At 69.1% G+C, this 17,734-nt stretch carries 20 protein-coding genes; 8 read left to right on the forward strand and 12 right to left on the reverse strand.

All coding sequences use genetic code 11. The annotated features are described in order from the left end of the window. Positions 1-369 precede the first annotated feature (369 nt). The 4 genes from OG276_RS17140 to OG276_RS17155 all read left to right on the forward strand — a co-directional run bounded on the left by OG276_RS17140 (position 370) and on the right by OG276_RS17155 (position 4,793). Entirely contained in the window at positions 370-1,338 is a 969-nt protein-coding gene (locus OG276_RS17140) for a DUF2637 domain-containing protein (RefSeq protein WP_266906407.1), read from the forward strand. 118 nt (positions 1,339-1,456) lie between these two features. Next, positions 1,457-2,086: a plasmid mobilization relaxosome protein MobC gene (locus tag OG276_RS17145; protein WP_266906409.1), complete on the forward strand. Its 630-nt coding sequence runs from the start codon at positions 1,457-1,459 to the stop codon at positions 2,084-2,086. Further along, positions 2,087-3,769: a relaxase/mobilization nuclease domain-containing protein gene (locus tag OG276_RS17150; RefSeq protein WP_266906411.1), complete on the forward strand. Its 1,683-nt coding sequence runs from the start codon at positions 2,087-2,089 to the stop codon at positions 3,767-3,769. A 190-nt stretch (positions 3,770-3,959) separates the two neighbouring features. Further along, positions 3,960-4,793, forward strand: coding sequence for a ParB N-terminal domain-containing protein (locus tag OG276_RS17155; RefSeq protein ID WP_266906413.1), 834 nt, complete (start codon positions 3,960-3,962; stop codon positions 4,791-4,793). A 72-nt stretch (positions 4,794-4,865) separates the two neighbouring features. Here the strand turns inward: OG276_RS17155 and OG276_RS17160 are convergent, their stop codons facing one another. After that, entirely contained in the window at positions 4,866-5,279 is a 414-nt protein-coding gene (locus OG276_RS17160; protein ID WP_266906415.1) for an NUDIX hydrolase, read from the reverse strand. A 210-nt stretch (positions 5,280-5,489) separates the two neighbouring features. Between OG276_RS17160 and OG276_RS17165 the strand changes: the two genes are divergently transcribed. Beyond that, entirely contained in the window at positions 5,490-6,017 is a 528-nt protein-coding gene (locus OG276_RS17165; protein WP_266906417.1) for a hypothetical protein, read from the forward strand. 148 nt (positions 6,018-6,165) lie between these two features. Here OG276_RS17165 and OG276_RS17170 read toward each other — a convergent pair whose 3' ends face one another. From OG276_RS17170 to OG276_RS17200, 7 genes are all read right to left on the reverse strand, one after another. Next, entirely contained in the window at positions 6,166-6,801 is a 636-nt protein-coding gene (locus tag OG276_RS17170; RefSeq protein ID WP_266906419.1) for a GNAT family N-acetyltransferase, read from the reverse strand. 17 nt (positions 6,802-6,818) lie between these two features. Next, positions 6,819-7,172: a VOC family protein gene (locus OG276_RS17175; RefSeq protein ID WP_266906421.1), complete on the reverse strand. Its 354-nt coding sequence runs from the start codon at positions 7,170-7,172 to the stop codon at positions 6,819-6,821. Positions 7,173-7,219: 47 nt separating this feature from the next. Beyond that, a complete protein-coding gene (locus tag OG276_RS17180; RefSeq protein ID WP_266906423.1) occupies positions 7,220-8,089 on the reverse strand; it encodes a hypothetical protein in 870 nt (289 codons plus the stop codon). After that, on the reverse strand, positions 8,086-9,585 hold the full coding sequence (locus OG276_RS17185; RefSeq protein ID WP_266906425.1) for an MBL fold metallo-hydrolase: 1,500 nt from the start codon (positions 9,583-9,585) through the stop codon (positions 8,086-8,088). Before OG276_RS17185 ends, OG276_RS17180 begins: the two co-directional genes overlap by 4 nt. Positions 9,586-9,680: 95 nt before the next feature. Next, a complete protein-coding gene (locus OG276_RS17190; protein ID WP_266906427.1) occupies positions 9,681-9,815 on the reverse strand; it encodes a hypothetical protein in 135 nt (44 codons plus the stop codon). Between the two features lie 156 nt (positions 9,816-9,971). Next, positions 9,972-10,337: a DUF6415 family natural product biosynthesis protein gene (locus tag OG276_RS17195; protein WP_266906429.1), complete on the reverse strand. Its 366-nt coding sequence runs from the start codon at positions 10,335-10,337 to the stop codon at positions 9,972-9,974. Next, positions 10,334-10,540 (reverse strand): hypothetical protein, encoded by a 207-nt coding sequence (locus OG276_RS17200; protein ID WP_266906431.1) that lies wholly within the window; start codon positions 10,538-10,540, stop codon positions 10,334-10,336. The genes OG276_RS17195 and OG276_RS17200 overlap by 4 nt, the downstream gene beginning before the upstream one ends. Positions 10,541-10,695: 155 nt before the next feature. Between OG276_RS17200 and OG276_RS17205 the strand changes: the two genes are divergently transcribed. From OG276_RS17205 to OG276_RS17215, 3 genes are all read left to right on the forward strand, one after another. Then, positions 10,696-12,009: a helix-turn-helix domain-containing protein gene (locus tag OG276_RS17205; RefSeq protein WP_266906433.1), complete on the forward strand. Its 1,314-nt coding sequence runs from the start codon at positions 10,696-10,698 to the stop codon at positions 12,007-12,009. After that, positions 12,006-12,815, forward strand: a complete 810-nt coding sequence (locus OG276_RS17210; RefSeq protein ID WP_266906436.1) for a class I SAM-dependent methyltransferase — start codon at positions 12,006-12,008, stop codon at positions 12,813-12,815. Before OG276_RS17205 ends, OG276_RS17210 begins: the two co-directional genes overlap by 4 nt. 177 nt (positions 12,816-12,992) lie before the next feature. Beyond that, the gene (locus OG276_RS17215; RefSeq protein ID WP_266906438.1) at positions 12,993-13,175 is read left to right on the forward strand and encodes a hypothetical protein; all 183 of its coding nucleotides are present in this window, start codon (positions 12,993-12,995) and stop codon (positions 13,173-13,175) included. Between the two features lie 154 nt (positions 13,176-13,329). Here the strand turns inward: OG276_RS17215 and OG276_RS17220 are convergent, their stop codons facing one another. The 4 genes from OG276_RS17220 to OG276_RS17235 all read right to left on the reverse strand — a co-directional run bounded on the left by OG276_RS17220 (position 13,330) and on the right by OG276_RS17235 (position 17,237). Next, a complete protein-coding gene (locus OG276_RS17220) occupies positions 13,330-13,845 on the reverse strand; it encodes a hypothetical protein (protein ID WP_266906440.1) in 516 nt (171 codons plus the stop codon). 75 nt (positions 13,846-13,920) lie between these two features. Further along, the gene (locus tag OG276_RS17225) at positions 13,921-14,103 is read right to left on the reverse strand and encodes a hypothetical protein (RefSeq protein WP_266912890.1); all 183 of its coding nucleotides are present in this window, start codon (positions 14,101-14,103) and stop codon (positions 13,921-13,923) included. A gap of 1,617 nt (positions 14,104-15,720) precedes the next feature. After that, positions 15,721-16,494: a hypothetical protein gene (locus OG276_RS17230; RefSeq protein ID WP_266906442.1), complete on the reverse strand. Its 774-nt coding sequence runs from the start codon at positions 16,492-16,494 to the stop codon at positions 15,721-15,723. Between the two features lie 2 nt (positions 16,495-16,496). Further along, entirely contained in the window at positions 16,497-17,237 is a 741-nt protein-coding gene (locus OG276_RS17235; RefSeq protein WP_266906444.1) for a helix-turn-helix domain-containing protein, read from the reverse strand. Between the last annotated feature and the right edge of the window lie 497 nt (positions 17,238-17,734).

A 17,734-nucleotide genomic window follows, 5' to 3' on the forward strand; every position in this document is an offset into this window, starting at 1 on the left:
CTCTCGGAGCGGCCTGCGGACCAACACCCGTACCGACCCGTCCCCACTCGTCCCACCGACCGTCCCCGAGCCGGACACTCCGGCCCTCGCAACGAGTCGGGCCGACATCAGGCGCCCACCCGTACCTGCCCTGACCAGCAACGGGACGAGTGGGACGAGTCCACGCCCTTCACGGCCACCCGCCCCCGTGCCCGCCTCCACCCTGGAGACCACCCCTTGCACTCCCCTGCCCCAAGCGCCCCGGCAGCCATGCGCAGCATCCACGCTGGCATCGCGGTACTCGCCCCGGCCGCCGAGGACGAGGCCCCCACACAAAGCCACGATCCCGGCGATGCTCGCCGAGCACCCACACCCGCTGGGTGCCGTCGAGTGACCCGCAAGGGACGCATCACCCTCGTCCTCGGCCTGGTGGCCGTCGTCCTCATGGCCTTCCGCGTCTCGTGGAACGCACTGTCCGACGTGGCCCGCGCCATCGGCGCAGACTCCACCGCCGCCCTGCTCTACCCGATCGTGGTCGACGGGCTGATGGCCCTCGCCCTGGTCGCCACGCTCGTGCTGACCGGTCCCGACCGGACGTTCGCGCTACGGGTCCTGGCGGCCTACACGATCGCCAGCCTCCTGCTGAACTACGTGCACGGCCTCGTCCCGGCCCTGCACACCACCGCAGTCCAGTGGGGCCGACTGACCGACTGGGACTCCGCGAACTGGGCCCTCGTACTGCTGGCGACCTCGCTCCCGGTCGGGTCGATCTACTTCGGATCCGACCTCGTGGCGAAGGTGCTCCACCACAACCCCGAGTCGGCCGACCCCGCAGAAACCGCCCCCGACCAGTCGGTTATCCAGCAAGCCGACGAGTCGGCCGGCGAGCAGGACGCACGGTCGAGGTCTGACCAGGCCCAGTCGGCCCCCGAGCAGCCGACCGAGTCGACCTCCACGAAGGGGGCTGAGGCGCCCTCGACGGGGCCGACCGAGGCCGACAATTCGGCTCCCGCCGCCCGACCGGCCCGGTCGGCTGCCGTGGCGGAGTCGACCGGAGCCGCCCCGCGCCGGGCGACCGGCCGGGTACCCGTAGCCGCCAAGCCGACCACCGGCCGCACCCGAACAGACGCCGCAATCCTCGCCGAGGCACGCGCCCTGACCGCCGACTGGAGCGACAAAGAGCTGACCGCCGAACATCTGCGCCGCGCACTACGGATCGGCCCGACCCGCGCCCGCCCCCTGCGCGACCAGCTGCAGGCCGACCGGACCGGCCAGGCCGACCCCGTCGCGGACGACGGCTTCGAGGCCGGGCCGCTCGACGGAGTCGGCGAGGCCACCTCGCCCACCGGCGCGGTCTGACCCCCTGCAAGGCAGCGAACACCCGCCTCCTTCCGGCTCATCCCGTGGCCCCGTGCAGCCGAACACGGGGCCACGCACAACCAAGCACCCCCGCCAACACCCCACGGAGAACCGATCCATGCACAACCCGAACCACGAACTCCCCACCGCCCAGCAGCACATGACCACTACCCCCAACGGCCCAGCAAGGTATGGCGTTGGACCGTCCAAGGGCCGGTCCAACGCAGCCTCCGCCCCGGGGGTGGCGGAGGAAGGGCTCCGGCGCGAGGGCGCACCGGAAGGGGAAACGACCGCCGCCGTGCCCATGCGAGCCGCCGACGAAGCCGCGCTCCGCCGCATCGCACGCCGTCGCGCCCGTGAAACTGAGCAGCGCAAGAAGCGTGTAGACGTCCGCTACAGCATCGACGAGCACACCGAGATCCGAGCCCTGGCCCAGAGCATGGGCCTGGCCGGCGCCCACCTCGTCGGCGCCATCGTCATGGCCTTCATCGACGGTGATCACACGCTCCCCGGCCAGCGCAACGCCTTCGACGACCTGATCGACGAACTCGCCGCCCTGCGTTCCGAGGTCGGCTACATCGGCCACAACCTCAACCAGATCACCAAGAAGCTGAACTCCGGCGACCGTCCACACCCTGGGGATATCGCTGTCCTCGCCGCGGTCGGGGATGTTCTCGACCGCGCTGGCGCCGCCGCCAAGGCGATCGACACCACCTCGTTCCAGACCGCCGTCGCGAAGGCGGTCTGATTGATCGCGAACATTGTCAAGCCCGGCCGCAACACCCGAGGCGTCCTGAACTACCTCTACGACACCGTCCGCTCCAAGGACCACACCGACCCCCACCAGGTCGCCTCCTGGGACGGCTTCGCCCCCGACCCCGGCCGCAACCCGAACGCCACCCTCGCCCAGCTCGCCACCGCCCTCGACCTCCGCGTCAAGCAGGCCGGCGACCGCGCACCCAAGGCCCACGTGTGGCACTGCTCGATCCGCGCCGCCCCTGAAGACCGGATCCTGTCGGACGACGACTGGGCCACCATCGCCCGCCGCGTCCTGAACGCCACAGGCATCGCCCCCGCCGGCGACCCTGACGCTTGCCGCTGGGTCGCCGTCCGCCACGCCGACGACCACATCCACATCGTCGCCACCAAAGTCCGCGCCGACCTCCGCCAACCTCGCAACTGGAACGACTACCCGCGCGCTGACAAGGAACTCGCCGCGATCGAGAAGGAGTACGGCCTGCGCCAGGTCGTACGCGGCGACCGCACCGCAGCCAAGCGGCCCACCCGCGCCGAGCAGGAGAAGGCCCGCCGCAACGGCCACGCCACCACGCCCAGGGAGAGGCTGCGCACCACCGTACGGACGGCACTGGCCGCAGCCGCCAGCACGGAGGAGTTCTTCCAGGTCCTGACCGGCGCCGGGGTGCTGGTCGATATCCAGCACTTCCCTTCGGGGGACGTGCGCGGCTACAAGGTCGCTCTTGACGGCGACACCAACAAGGAGGGGCAGCCGGTGTGGTTCTCCGGCTCCGTCCTCGCCCCCGACCTGTCCTACCCCAAGATCGCAGAGCGCTTCACCGACGCTCCGGCGCCGCCCAGCCCGCAGGCTGGCCACAGGCGTCCGGCGTGGCAGCAGGTCACCGACGCCACCGACCTCATCCCCGACCTCCTCACCCGAAGCGACGACGGTGCCGCGCAGGCACACATCGCCGTCCTCGCCGAAACCCTCGACGCCCTCCCGCTGATCGCCCCTGACGACCTACGGCCGCAGCTCCTCAAGGCTGCAGCCGCGTTCGAACGCGCCAACCGCTCCCGCATCCGCGCCCGCCACGAGCAGGCGCACGCCAACCGGCGGGCCGTCAAGGCGATCCTGCGGGAACCCGCCCCGAAGGACGCAGCCGCCCTGGCGATCATGCTCGACGTGATCTGGCTCGCGGTCATCGCGGCCCGGCACTGGCACCAGGCACGGCAGCACGACCAGCAAGCCGAAGCCGCCCGCCAGACCGCCGAGCACCTGCGCGCCGCCTACCAGCAAGCCTCAGCCCAGCCCACGGCCGTGATCGCCCAGCGGGGCCAGCTCCTGGCCGTACGGGTCCGGGAACGGCAGGTGGCCCTCCTGCGCCAGGTCCTGCCGGGACTGGCGGAACAGATCCTGGCCGAGCCCGGCTGGCCCGCCCTCGCAGCCACCCTCGCCGACACCCAGGCCGCCAGCCACAACCCAGCCGTCCTCCTGGCCGAGGCCGCCACCCGAAGGGAACTCGACACCGCCACCGCCATCAGCGACGTCCTCGTCTGGCGCCTCCGCCGCACGGCCGACCTGCCCACCACCGACAACCCCGACACACCCACCCGAGGCAACCGTCCCGCCTCGACCCCGGCTCCCGCCGCGCAGCCCGCGAACCAGGCCGCGAACCGTGCCGCTCGTAGGCGATGAGCCGGCGAAGCCGTCGGAAGGTAGCCGACGATCCCCGGTTAGCCAAACCGGGGAACCTCCAGACCATTGATGCCAGGGCCCCACGCCCAACCCCACCCACCCAGGCCGCACGGCACCTTCATGCCGTCGGCACCCCCACCCCCGCAAGGAGCACACCCTGAAGGTCCACCCCTTCGCCGATTCCCTCCCGATGCTCGACCAGGACGAGCTGCTCGACCTCGCCGAGTCCATCAAGGCCGAGGGCCTACACCATCCGATCGTCCTCGACCGCGACGGCATGCTCATCGACGGCCGCAACCGACTCGCCGCCTGCAAGATCGCCGGAGTCGAACCCCGCTTCACCACCGACGACAGCGATCCGCTCCGCTTGATCGTCTCGTACAACGTGATCCGCCGGCACGTCAGCAAAGGCCAGCAGGCCATGATCACCGCGATGGCGTGTTCCTTTTCGGGACACTCCCTGCGCACCCTGGCCAAGCACCACGGCCTCAGCCGCAGCCGCCTCTCCGCCGCCAACGTCGTCCTCCAGCACGCCCCCGACCTCGCCGAACGAGTCCGCGTCGGAACACTCGGACTCGACGCCGCCCACACAGCCGCCCTCGAACGCAAAGCCCACATCGAAGCCAGCACCGCCCAGCACGAACACCTGCGCCGGCACGCCCCCGACCTCGCCGAACAGGTCATCGAAGGCCGCCTCAGCCTCGACGAAGCCCGCCTCCGCCAGGTGGTGAGGGACACCGACACCATCCGCGCCGCCGACGGGGACACCGCGCCCGCCCTCACCCAGCTCGCGGATCGCGGAGAGATCACCTGGGGCCAGGCGGCTCAGCGCGCCGAAGAACACCGCGCCCACCGGCATGAGGCCGTCCTTCGCGCACAGCAGGCCCTCCAGCTCATCGCCGAGAACTGGACCGCCGTCCACGACCTCACGACCCGACCCGGCACCCCCTACGCCCAGGAGATCATCAACGGCCTCACCCCCGAAGCCCGAGCCCTCATCACGCAGCTGACGACCCGATCCTGACCCCATGAGCACTCTGGGGGCCAACGCCGAAACGCGTTGGCCCCCAGATGTGTTGCACGCCGATGGTCGCCGTCAGCGGTTCAACGCCGAGTCGAGGTGTTCCTGCACCGGCTCGAACAGCCCGTACGGGACGTACTGCGAGATCTCAGCGTGGGCAACCCACGCAAGCTCGGCCAGCTCGTCGGTGTCCGCCACGTGCGCGTCACCACCGACCACCTCGCAGGCGGTGTAGGACATCAGCCGGCCAGTGGCCGGGTGGATCCGCTCACCGAGCGGCTTCACCACCTTCACGGCGAGTCCCGTCTCCTCCTGGGTCTCCCGTACGGCGGCATCCTCGCAGGCCTCGTTGGGCTCGACCTCGCCGGCGGGGAACTGCCACGACAGCTGGCCCTCGCTCACCCGCCGCCGGACCATCAGCACGCGGCCTTCGTGCACCACGATGGCCGCGGCGATGCCCGGTCGCTCCTCAGCGTTCTGCTGCGTCACGTCTACTCCTCCAGGACCGCCAGAGAGTGGAAAGGGTGAGTGCTGTCCGTTGTCATCCAATCGAGGCGTTCTGACAGCGAACGTAGTCGTTACAGGTTCCTGGCCAGCAAACGTTGTCGTGTGAGGTGAGCGCTGGGGTGCCGGATGGCTCTCCAGTGGGGATCACGTCGTGCGCTTGCGCGCACAACGTGCGAGAGAGGGATCATCGCGATGGACATCGTCGTCACTAGTTCGACTCTGCTCGACTGGCGCAACGAACACCGAGGCCGTCGACTCAAGCAGCTCCTCGCGGACCGGGAAGCCTACGAGCGGCGGCGCGGCCAGGCGGCACAGGACATCCACGAGCGGTGCATTGCTCACGAGACCAACGCCGACCGGCTCCGGTTCCAAAACATGCCAGAGAGCCGGCGTCTTCGAGAGCTGGCGCACGTTGAACTCGACACCGCCCTCGACCCGATCCCTCGCGAACGCCAAGCCCTCGAAGCACGGGAGGCGACCCTGAGGGCCCACTGGAACGACCCCGTAGTCTGGATCCGGACCACCCTCGGCGCCCGCCTCAAGATCTACCACCACAGCCTGGCCTGCGGCCGAGTCTCCGGTACAGGTCGGCATCCTGACTCGTTCCAAACACACTTCGAGTCCGAAGCGGCGGCCCTCGGTTTGACGCCTTGCCGCGTGGACCAGTGCCGCCAGGCTGGTGACGAGCTTGAGCGCCTGCTTCCACATGCACGACCCTGACCGCGGTGACTCTGACATTCAATCCAGTCGTCGCAGATCAGAGAGCCGCCTTCGACTGACTTCGCTGTCCAGGGACAAGTGCCTCCCGTCGTTCCGGACAGGCTCCCATGGATTTGTTCACGTTCCCTCGTGAACAAATCCACTCCCGTCAACAGAAGGAAGAGATGCAACCGGACAGGCCAGCAGTGTCGACGGGAATCGCCTTGGTGTGGCCGTGCCAGTCGGCCGCCTCTATGACCTTCTCGTGGACGTCGTAAGGGCGGCCGTCGACAGCAACGCGGCGGATACCGTTCGGGCGGTAGCCGAACTTCCGTGACACCGCCCGGGAGGCGGCGTTGTCGGCGAAGGCAGTGGAGGTGACGCGTTCGGCGCCGAGGCCGTCGAAGGCGAGGGCCAGGGCGGCGGCGCGCATCTGGGTGCCGTAGCCCTGGCCCTGGAAGCGACGACCGAGCCAGAAGCCGGTACGGGCCTCGCCTGTGGTGGCGAAGTCACGCGCGGAGAGGTTCTGCTGGCCGATGACCTGGCCGTCGAGGAAGACGGCCAGGAGAAGGCGCCAGTTCTCGCGGGCCCAGTCGCCTCGCGCCCACCAGTGGTTCTGTACAACGCTCCTGGCCCTCTCGGCCGGCGGGGCGGAGGCCCAGGGCTGCGGGAAATACACGGCGCCGTCGGGGACGACCCCGTCGGCGGCCACCTGGGCGAGCGCGTCGAGATCGTCGTCCGAAGGGAGGCGCAGGACGAGGTCGGCGGTGGTGAGCTGTAGGGCGGTGAGGGGCCAGTGGCGCATGCGTGGGCTCCGAGGGGTCAGGGCCCGTCGAGTCCGAAGACCGTGCCGAACGGGTCGATGAGCTGGCAGATGCGCCGGCCTGGCTCCACATCGAGGGGGCCGCGGTGATGCGTGCAGCCCGCTTCCAGGAGGCGCTTGCGTTCGGTGTCGAGGTTCTCGACGGACCAGTACGGGACGGTGCTTCGCCCGTGGACGTTGGCCTTGGGAGAGGCGGGGTGGAAGCCGAACTCGAGTCCGTCGAGGTCGAGCCAGGCGTAGACGGAGGTGCCGTTGATGTCGAGCTTGACCTCGGCTTCGAAGATCTCGCCCCACCAGCGGGCGGCGGCTTCGGGGTCGTCGACGAAGACCATGACGGTGCGGATACCGCGCACTTGGGATTCTCCTTGCGTCGGGAAGTGGCACGGTACCGCCGGGGTGGTCACTCGTGGGCGCCGTGCAGGGAACGCAGACCGGTGGCAGCGGCGAACGCTGCCAGGGCGCGTATGAGGTCGTGATCGTTCCACTGGGCGCCGAGTTCGCGTACGTGGTGCAGGTAGGCGTGGCGTACCCAGCGCGGGGACGGGTGTCCTTGCTGGTCCGCCATGTGGGCAAGGGTGATCAGGTCGGGCAGCCCGGTGATGTCCGGGCGGAGGGTTTCTGCGTCGATGAGGGCGAGGTGCCCGTCGGCGCGGCGGCGGACGTGTTCCGGCTTGAGGTCCAGGTGGCCGAGCGGTACGTGGCCGGGTCCGTGGGCGTCGGTGACGCGCTGGAGGAGTAGGCGCCAGTCGTCGGGGCGATTGATCCAGTTCGGGGACGGGGCATCGAGGGCGGTTCTGGCATCCCAGCGAGCCATGGTTTCGGCGACCTCGGGCTGCCAGCGGGCGGAGGCGGTGTGGATGAAGGCGACCGACCGAACCAGTTCGTCGAAGGCGTCGGTGCCCACGAGCATGACGGCCTCGTCGAGGTGGTCGACCAGCAGGGTGCGGGAGGTGTCGCAGGCGCGGTGGAGTACCGGCAGAACGTTCTCGTCGGCCAGGAGTTCGTATGCGAGGACTTCGCCGAGGTATCCGGCCTCGTCCGCGTGGCGCTTCAGGACCCGGCGGGGCGGGACGCCCAGGGCAAAGACGGCTGTGCGGTAGCGGGCGGTCAGGCAGCGCACCGGTCCCGGCTCGCCCGCGTGGTGCCGGGCGAGGATTACGTACGCCTGGCGCTCGGCGATGACGGGGTCGGTGGTGAGCGGGTTGGCCAGCCACCCGTCGGGCCGCGTGCGGGCGGCGCCGTCCAGCGGCCCGACGGGGGCAGTGGTCATGCGGCGGTCTCCTGGTGAATGCCGAGCGCGGCCAGGCTGTGGGCGTAGCAGCGGGCGGCGAGGTCGGGCCGCTGGTGCTCGCCGTAGATCGCGAAGAGGGCGTAGACCGGGGAGTCGAGGTTCTCGCCGATGTGCCATCCCTGGTACGAGCCGCCGACGACGTCCCAGATCTGGGCGCGGCCGAGGAAGACGGCGGCGAAGTCCTGGAAGTAGATCTCGATGCCGAACGGGTAGGCGGCCATGGCCTCCTCCCGGCTGGTCGTGGCGACCTTGTCCCAGGTGGGGCCGGTGATGTTCCAGGCGTACGAGTCGATCTCGCCGGGGCGGCCGGGCGGGTCGAGGAGGCGCAGGACGGCGCGGTGCCCTCCGAGGGGGCCGGCCAGGTAGTCGTGGATGCTGGTGGCCAGGGCGCCGGTGCGGGTGGCGATGAGCTCCCGGGCGAGCTGGGGCAGCTCCTCGGCCACCAGGGCGTCGGCCTTCTGCCACTCCTCCTCGGCCAGGGGCGGGGTGATCGGCGTGGGCTCGACGTGCTGCGGGGCATCGAGGAAGTCGGCGAGTGCGGCGAGCGCGGACTTCTCGGCCACGGGGTCGGGTGTGACCCAGGGGACGCGGGAGGTGGTGATCGGGCCGTCGCTGGCCGGGACGGTCAGGCGGTCGCCGGGGCGGGGGCCGTGGACGCGGAAGAGGTGCTGGAGCTTGTTGGCGGTGGCGGCCAGGGCCTTGTGATCGGCGTAGAGGAACGGGCCGTGGGGGCTGCGGGGCGCGGTGAAGCCGTTGCCGCACAGGGCGACGTCCCGCACGCCGTCCAGGGGTCTGAGGTAGTCGATGAGCAGCCCGTTGAGGATCTGGATCCCGGTGGTGCGGTTGCGGGGGCCGTCCATGCCCGGCAGCAGGTTGTTGTCCGCGCCGAGGGCGCCGTAGGGGACGGTCTGGGCGTTGTTGGAGACCACCGCGAGCCGGGGAGGGGCGAGGGTGCCCTGGGCCAGCTGCTCGATGTAGAGGTCGGAGACGTCGGCGTCGACGCCGATGAAGACGTCGTTGCCGGTGGTGCCGGCCAGGCGGACCAGGGGCTGGGAGACGCGCTTCTCCCAGAAGAGGGTGCGGGCGCCGGCGGGGTAGAGGGTGATCTCGATGTCGCCGACGTTCAGCGGCTGGGTGTGGTCCACGCGGTGCACAGTGAAGCCCAGGGCTTCGATGGCGTCGGTGACGGCGGCCGGAGTGGTGGTGCCGGTGTAGACGGGCACCGTGCGGGCGAGGAGGTCGAGCGAGGGGAGGTGGAAGTGGTCCAGGTGCTCGTGGCTGAGGATCACCGCGTTGGGGCTGGGCATGCCCTCGGTGTCCACAGCGCGGGGCGGCCAGATCTCGAACTCCAGGCTCCCGGCTCCGAACGCGGGCGCGAGGATCGGGTCGAGGAGGACGGAGGAGAGACCGTCGGAAATGTGCCAGGTCTGGTGGCCGAGGAAGGTCAGTTCCAGGCCGACGGGGGCTGCTGCCATGACGAACTCCTTTGCGCGGTCAGGAAGGGTGCGGGGGTGGTGCGGAGGGGGACAGCGGACGTCCCCCTCCGCACGTGTCTTCGGACCGGCAGGGCCTACCGGTGGTAGGTGGTCGGGGAGTTGTGGGTGGTGCCGGTGGCGGCGAACGCCGTCACGCGCTGCTGGAGCCGGCGGACCGCCTCCGCGGTCACGGGCGCGCTCGGCTTCGTCTGGGGCTTGGGTCGGTTCATGACGTGCCTCCATCACTTCGGTTTCGCGGCGGTGCGGATGCAGCCGCCGTGCCCCGCCGCCGCAAGCGGCGGGTGGTCAGGGTTCGGTGGCGAACAGGAGACTGCCGACGAGGGCGCTGCAGAGGATCACGTAGACGATCACGGCGATCCGCTGTCTCACTGCTTCACCACCACGTCCGGGTCCTGCGGCGCCCGGCCGGCGGCTGCGCTATTGCGCTGCCGCCGCACTTGGCGCTCGATCAGCAGGACACGGCAGACACGGGCAAGGGCCCGCATGTGAATCCAGGCCCCGAGCCGTCCCTCGCCCGGTCCGTGCGACAGGAGCCGCTCAGCATCCGTACAGGCTTGACTGACACCGCCCGTCTCACCGAGCAGGAGCCGGACGTAGCCGTGCAGCAGGGCCGTGGTCTCCCGTACTTCACCGCCCGGTATCCGGTAGGTGTTGGGCGTGAGGACACGAGTGCACAGGGCGCGCATGGTGTTCGCGCGTACCGGCTCCTGGGTGGCGGGCGTGGTCGTCATGCCGGGTGTCCCGCAGCCGCCTCCCGCATCCCGATCGCCCGGTCCATCTGCGCGTACAGGACCTCCAGCTGGGCAGGGTCGAGGACCAGGGTCGTGGTCTCGGTGGTGCCGTCGAGTCGGTGCAGCGCGATCGGCAGGGTGGCCTGCTGCTCGTCGTGGTCGTACGTGATGTCGCGCCGGACCGGAGTTGCGTGGGTGATCACGAGGGCTCTCCCGGGGCTGTCTGAGCGGGGCTGGAGTTCAGTCAACTCCGCTGCCAAAGCCCCGAACAGGGCATTCCACTAGGCACGTTGTAGGCACGAACCAGGCAGAATCCCGCTAGGCTTCCGGGCGCCCAACTCGACCAGCGGACGGCGGGATGATGGCGAACGAGACCCTGCGCGGACTCAGGCGCAAGCAGCGGTGGACGCAGGCACAGGCCGCCCAGCAGGTCTGCGCACAGGTCCTGGCGGCCACGGGCCGTGACCCCGAGCTCGACGCGAACTGGATCTCCCGGCTGGAGCGCGGAGCGATCACCTGGCCCTCGGGCGACTACCGGGCAGCGCTGTGCGTGGTGTTCCAGGTCGGTAGCGAGGCAGAGCTGGGTTTGCACCCGAAGGGAGATGCGGCAGGCGCATCTTCCGCCCAGGACGCGTCATCGGCGCCCGCCGACGACGCGAGCAGCCTCTACGCCGACACAGAGCTGTCGGCCCGGCTCTCCCGGCACGCTGCCGCGACCAACGTCAATGGCCTGGTACTGGAGCAGTTCGACGCCGACGTGGAACGGCTCGCCAGGGACTTCGTCAGCCGGCCCCTGACCCTGCTGGTCCCGGAGATCCGCGCCCTGCGCACGGACGTGTTCCGATTACTCGAGGGCCGCCAGCACCCAGGTCAGACGCGGCACCTGTACGTGCTCGCAGGATGGCTGTCCGGCCTCGCGGCACACGTGTCCCTCGACCTCGGCCACCAGCCCTCCGCCTCCACCCATGCGCGGACCGTGGTGCAGTGCGCAGAGATCGCGGAGCACCCGAGGCTACGGGCCTGGGCCCGCTCGTTCCAGTCTCTGGCCGCCTACTGGACGGGCGACTACCGGCGGGCCGCAGATCTGGCACGGGCTGGCTGCGAGGACGGCCGGGGACCGGGCTCCGGAACAATCACGGCACGGCTGCTGAGTCTGGAGGCCCGCGCCCTCGCAGCCGGCGGAGACGGCCGCAGCGCGTTGCGCTCCCTCGCACTGGCCCACGAGGCCCGCAGCAGCGCGGAACGAGACGAACTGCCTGGCGTCTTCGCCTTCCCCGAGGCCAAGCAATGGGCCTACACAGGCACCACGCTGCTGGCCGTCGGCGGCGACGAGCAAGTACAGCGGGCGATAGTGGCGTCCAACCGCGCGGTGGAGCTGTACCAGGCCGGGGCTGAAGGAGACCGGTCCTCCGGAGACCTGCACGCCGCGCATCTGGACCTGGCCACCGCATACCTGGCGAGCGGCGAAGTGGAAGGAGCCAGTATGGAACTCGCCGCGGTCCTCGGCGCGGATCAGTACACCGCGAGCATCACCATCAGGCTTCGCAAACTGGACACGCTCATCGACAGCGGGCCGTACCGTGACTCACGGCCGGTGGTCGATCTCCGGGAGCACATCCACGAGGTGACCGCCCGACCCGCTCTCGTCAGCACACCCACGGAGCCGCGATGACCACCCAGCCCACGAACGACCCTTCCGTGACCGACCGACACCTGCTCTCCACCCAGGCGTACGGCAGCAGCCAGCACCTCGCAGCCCGCCAGTCCCTCTACCAATGGCAGACCCCACGACACGACCTCCCCGGCATCATCGTGGGCGAGCTGGCTGGCATACGCGGAGCAGTCGCGGACGTGGGCTGCGGCAACGGGAAGTTCATACAGCGGGTACGCGCCGACCGGCCGGACCTGACCGTGCTCCCCATGGACATCTCTCCCGGCATCCTGACGGGTATCGAAGGAGCCGTGGCGGCAGACGTCCAGAGGCTCCCGATCGCCGACGGGGCACTGGGCGCTGTCCTGGCCATGCACATGCTGTACCACGTGGAGGACCAGGCACGCGCCGTCCAAGAGCTCGGCCGAGTCCTGAGCAATGGCGGCATCGCCATCGCATCCACGAACAGCCGGACCGACAAGCGCGAACTCGAAGACCTCTGGCGCCGAGCCGCCGGCGACGTCCTCGGCATCCCTGAGGGCCCCGCACGCGTACAGCTCTCCGCCCGCTTCACCCTGGAGGATGCCCCCACCATCCTGGGCGCCGTCTTCGAGGACGTACGGACGATCCCTCTTCCAGGAGTGATCGAAGTCGCCGATCCCGCACCCGTGGTCGCCCATCTGGCCTCCTACGAAGCATGGGCCGACCAGATGGGCGTACCGTTCAAGGAGACAATCGAGCGTGCACGAGAACGAGTGCAGGAGACCATCCACGCAGAGGGCGCATTCCACGTCACCTGCCTCGGCGGCATCCTCGTCTGCCGTTGACCAACACACGGCGCCGAGCACATTCACCCCATCCGAAGGCAGCCGGAGCAGAGGTCCGGGCGAAGGTCTTCCGCCCGATCTACTTGCGAGCGCAGGCGGCATGCACCGAGACCTTCGGGTGCCCCGTCTCCACCACATAGTGGCGGGACTGGTCGAGTACCCGGCAGGATGCCGACCATGACGACGAATGAGGGCCGCGTCTGCGGCTGCCGGTGCGGTGGCACCCCTACCGGCGGAAAGTTCTTGCCTGGCCACGATTCGAAGATCGTGCCGCAGCTTGAAGCGGACCACGGGAGCCTGATCGCCTTCTGGGCCTGGTACGAAAAGGCTATGACCGACACGCCGCCCAAGGCGCCGTGACGTGTGCCTGGTTCACGCCTCGTCTTCTCCGCATCCGAGGATCTCTGACGCGGCCTGAGGGCGAATGAGACCCCAGACGCTCGCCCTGGGCCGGGGGTCTCATCGATCGGTCTCGTCGACCAGTCGCTCGTTCAGTCCGCGGTCCGGAAGCCTTTCAGGCAGTGACGCCCTTGTTGCGGTTGGCGAAGGGCCGCGCTCCATGCAGTTCCATGAACTCCGCGATCAGCTCCGCCTCAGCCTCACAGGGATCCCGCTCGGATATCGGCAACCACGCGACGAGCAGAGCGTCCGAGTCCGCCAACTGCCAGATGTAGCGCCCGCCCCAGTGGCCGGCCATCCCGCCGGCACCATGGCGGCGATACTCGTCAAGCCGCTGCCGCAGTCCCCTCCGGCCGTCCTTGCCCGCTGACGCCTTGCCGATGTACAGGATGGTGGCACCGTCCACCCAGGCGCCACCAAGCTCGTCCGCCGTCACCGACGGATCTCTGCCTTTGAGGTGTCCGGCAGGGTTACGGGAGAGGAACGACGGGGGCGCCGTACTCGTGCGAAGTACCACGTAGATTCCGGGCTCTGAAGGAACTCCGCTGTCACCCAGCTCGCTGAGCAATACGAATCCACGGAAACCGCGTTCTGTCAGTGTCTTCCGGGTCAGTTTTGGTGTCGGACTCATGGCCGGCATCGTGCCATGCGGCTGTGACAACGGTCACTCGCCCTTCGCGGGCCCTGACCTTGAGCGAGGAGGGCTCTACAAGCGAGCTGCCGCAAAACCGATCAGGAGGATCGCGGTCACTACGATGCCGACCAGCCCGGCCCAGCCTCCCACCAGCGCGCACACCGCCACGACGATGAAGGCTCCGAGCATGAGTGCGGCGAACGCCCGTGCGGACAGGCCGCGGTCGTCGCTGTCGGCGGCTCGCTTCTTCTTCATCCAGTTCACCGGAGACACGGTAGCCAGTGTGGCCGGCTCGGCCTTCGTCCGGGCCCGGTTACCGGAGCACGGGGACGCAGGAGATCAGATGAGGTGGACGCCGGTCAGGGCCCCCGCCGAGCGAAGGAGTGCTCGGAGTCCGTGACCTCCTCGGATGTGGGCTTGGGGATGCCGGCACCGGCTTCCTGCCACCTGTCCCCGGATTCGTCCGCGCCCGCGTTCCTCAGTCCACAAGCGCACTACAGGAAGCGAAGGCGAGCATCACGACCAAGAGGAAGCCAGCGAAAAGACCAATGGCAGGCCAATCAGGGCCCCCAGCCGCAGGCCGCTGCACGCTCATGCCTGCCATGAGCCCGCACCTACGGCAGAAATGAGGACCAGGCCCCCACACACGGCCCTGGCTGCCGCAACGGTCACAGCGCACCGAGCGCCCCTGCTCTGTCATGGGCACGAAGGGTAGCGGGCGTCGTCGGCCACCGCAGGAGAGGTGCCGGGTTCCGATTGTCCGCCGCTCGCTTGAGCCCTGCCTCGGTGCCCAGCCCATGCGCCGAGAGCCCTGAAGCTGCGGTGGCTACGACTCTTGCCCTTCACGCTCAACGACCGATCTGCCAAAGTGCCATGACAGTCAGCACCAAGATGAACAACGCGATCTCCCTGCCCACTGTGTGTCATCGGCATAAGCGCAGCGGGACACCCGACGACCCGCGTGTATCCGTCGGAGCAGCTGGCAGGAGCCCGCCCCGCGCAGATCCAGCAGCACGCTCGCGGGAGGCGGTACGCGCCTGCATGCCGCATGAAGTCGACCGGGTGCCAGCACTCAGCCAACACGATCACGGTGCGGCCCGCGGCGTGATTACGGGCGGCAGCGTCGGCAGGGATTCAGTCCCGCCCGCCCAGCCTCGTACAGAGTGATCCGCCTTGGATCTCCGGACACGCACTTCCGGCGCCATGCCCCGGGTTCGTCGCGGTGGTAAGCGGTACCCCGCTTACCAGGGCCGCTGGGCGCCCGCCACCAGGGGGAGACGAGGACGGTCACATCAAGTTGTCCGAGTTCACGATCGGCGTGCGCGAGCTCGGCGCGTAGTTCGCGTCGGCGCGCGGCGATCCGCTCACGGGCTTGTTCCACGGTTTCCATGCAGTCCCGTCTCCTCTCGGCATGGACTGACGCCCCGCTCGCGAAAACACCACGCGGGCGAGGCGGCCGTCCACACGCGCCCATCTGACGCCGTAGCCACGGCGGAAGGCTGCTCCCTGGACCCCTCAACGAGCATCGGAGCAGGTTGTGACGACTGCCTCACGCCAGGCAGGAGCCGTGTTGACTACGTGGCCGTGCCACAACGTGCCAGTAGGGGCGGTAAACAGCGGTCAACACGGGGTTCGCCGGGACTAGCCGACACGACCTCTCGGTGGGCGTTCTCGCAGGTCAGACGCCGTACGCGACCCCAAGTGCCAGGTGATTCCCAAGCTTATAGCGCGGGTTCGATTCCCGTCATCCGCTCCACGACGAAGCCCCAGGTCAGCGACCTGGGGCTTCGTCGTTGTCTAGACCCATTCAGGAGTCCCGCACCACTTGCGCACCACCTTGGCGGCGACGAGGTCGCGGGCCTTCGGCTGTTCTCACGTCGTCGCAGGTGGAGACAAGAACCCGTACATGGCCCGGCCGTCCGCCCGGGCACTCTCGTCGGCCAGTTGACGCCAAGCTGCATGCTGCGGATCGCTCAAGGCCTTCGCGAACGCGAGCTTCTTACGGTCGCCCTTGTCGAGTTGGTCTCTGAGTTGCAGCGGATTGGCGGGCAACGAGAGCAAGAACGCCAGATCGCGATAGTGGCGCTCCGGCGAAGCGGTCTTGATGCTCACCGCTGCAGCCTTCGCCACGATCGCCCCCAACAGGCTGGGGCGTCGGATCCGGCCCGTCCTCGACCCCAGTCGCACTCTCACAGCCTCGGTTCTTTGCGCAGCCTGCCGGCCGCCCGGCACCTCCAGCGTGCGGCCGGGCGGCGTCGTTGTGAGGTCTGCACGGGGGCCGAGGTTGTCAGGCGCCAGCAGATCCACCACCAACCGCTGCGGCTCCACACCGCGCTGATAGCGGTGCAACAAGTTGCCCTGCGGCGACATGCCGGCGGGGGAGAATCCGAGCCGTTCGAGCGCCGCGACCAAACGACGCAAGCTCTGCTGGTCCGACTGCACGTCAGCCAGGACATCCAGGTCGGCGCTCGCCGCCGGTGGAGTCCGGCCGTGCTCCAGGCCGTGCAGGAGCACCATCTGCCCACCGATCAGCGACCAGGCATCCGGCACCTGCTCCGCAAGGTCGAACAGCACGCCCCACAACTCCACCAGCGGGCCGGTGAACAGGTCCGACTCCAGTCGTACATCGGGCAGATCAGCCGCCATGATCACACCCTCCGAGGCTGCGCGTAGCGAGTCAGCAGGGACTCGAGCAACCCAGCTGCGGCAGCGTCGGCTCGGCTCTCATGGAGGTCCAGCAAGTCGGCCGCCACCACTGAGGCGGGGACGTCATGGCCCTGCCCTGGGGCTTCAGACCTTGAGGTCAAGAACGGCCACATCTCCGACGGGGGGATTCGGACCGAGACATTGCCCCGCTCTTCATCACGGACCATGCCGAACGCGGCTTCCAGCTTTTCGACCCGGTCGGGGTGTACGTAGATCTCCGCAGGGCCGAGGGAGATGTAGTCCGCCCCTGCCTGTGCCGCAGCACTCGCTCCTCCCCGCACCACATCCTGAGCGGCGAGCAGAACTGGCAGTACGCCTGAATGAACGCGGTACGAGCGAACCTCGGCACGGGCGGCAAGGAGTTCCTGGACCAGAGCTGGAGACAGGTGCCCGTGGGCAAGGAGGTTCCGCAACCGCGTCCTCACCCGGGACTTCTCTGCATCGGACAGGCCCACCGGCTGATGGCCGTCCAGCACCGCCAGAACGCCCCATGCATTGCGGGCCGACAGCGGTCTCCGCGAACGGCGGCCCCGGTCTTTACGATCCCGGACGCTGTCCCCGGCAACCAGCCAACGGCCACCGACCCGCTGCCCCTGCAGCTTTCCGTCATGCAGCAACTGACGGACGCGGGAATCATCCACCCCGAGCAGGGCCGCAGCCTCTTTCACCGACAGCAGTTCCATGACCATCTCCTTGCGCCTCCCCTCACGAAATCAGGAGGGAACACGCAAGCAGTCTCCTACCCAGATTCCCTTGCGTCAAGCCTCACGCAGCCAGGAGGCAAGACGCAACTATCGAGGCAGGGGCGTGCCGCACGGCCCAGACCAACGGACGCGTGCCCCATCCGTGCCCTTCGGAGCGGCGAACAGCGGTCAATGCGGGTACGGGCGGGCCCTCGAGGCAGCTCTTTCGGCAGACTGTTTCCGCAGGTCAGATGCCATATGGGCGGCCTGCACGTCATAGATTCCCAAGCTTATAGCGCGGGTTCGATTCCCGTCATCCGCTCCATGACAAAAGCCCCAGGTCAACAACCTGGGGCTTTTGTGTTGCCTAGACCTCTCCACCTCTCCCGTGCCAGATCCGAGGCGGAAGCGGAGTCTTTGGCCTTGGTTCGGCCAGGACCGTACGCGGCGATGCGGGCGGACGACCTTCACCGCACGCCCGGCTCACGGGCGAGCGC

This window comes from Streptomyces sp. NBC_00086, assembly GCF_026343255.1.
Taxonomy (GTDB): domain Bacteria; phylum Actinomycetota; class Actinomycetes; order Streptomycetales; family Streptomycetaceae; genus Streptomyces.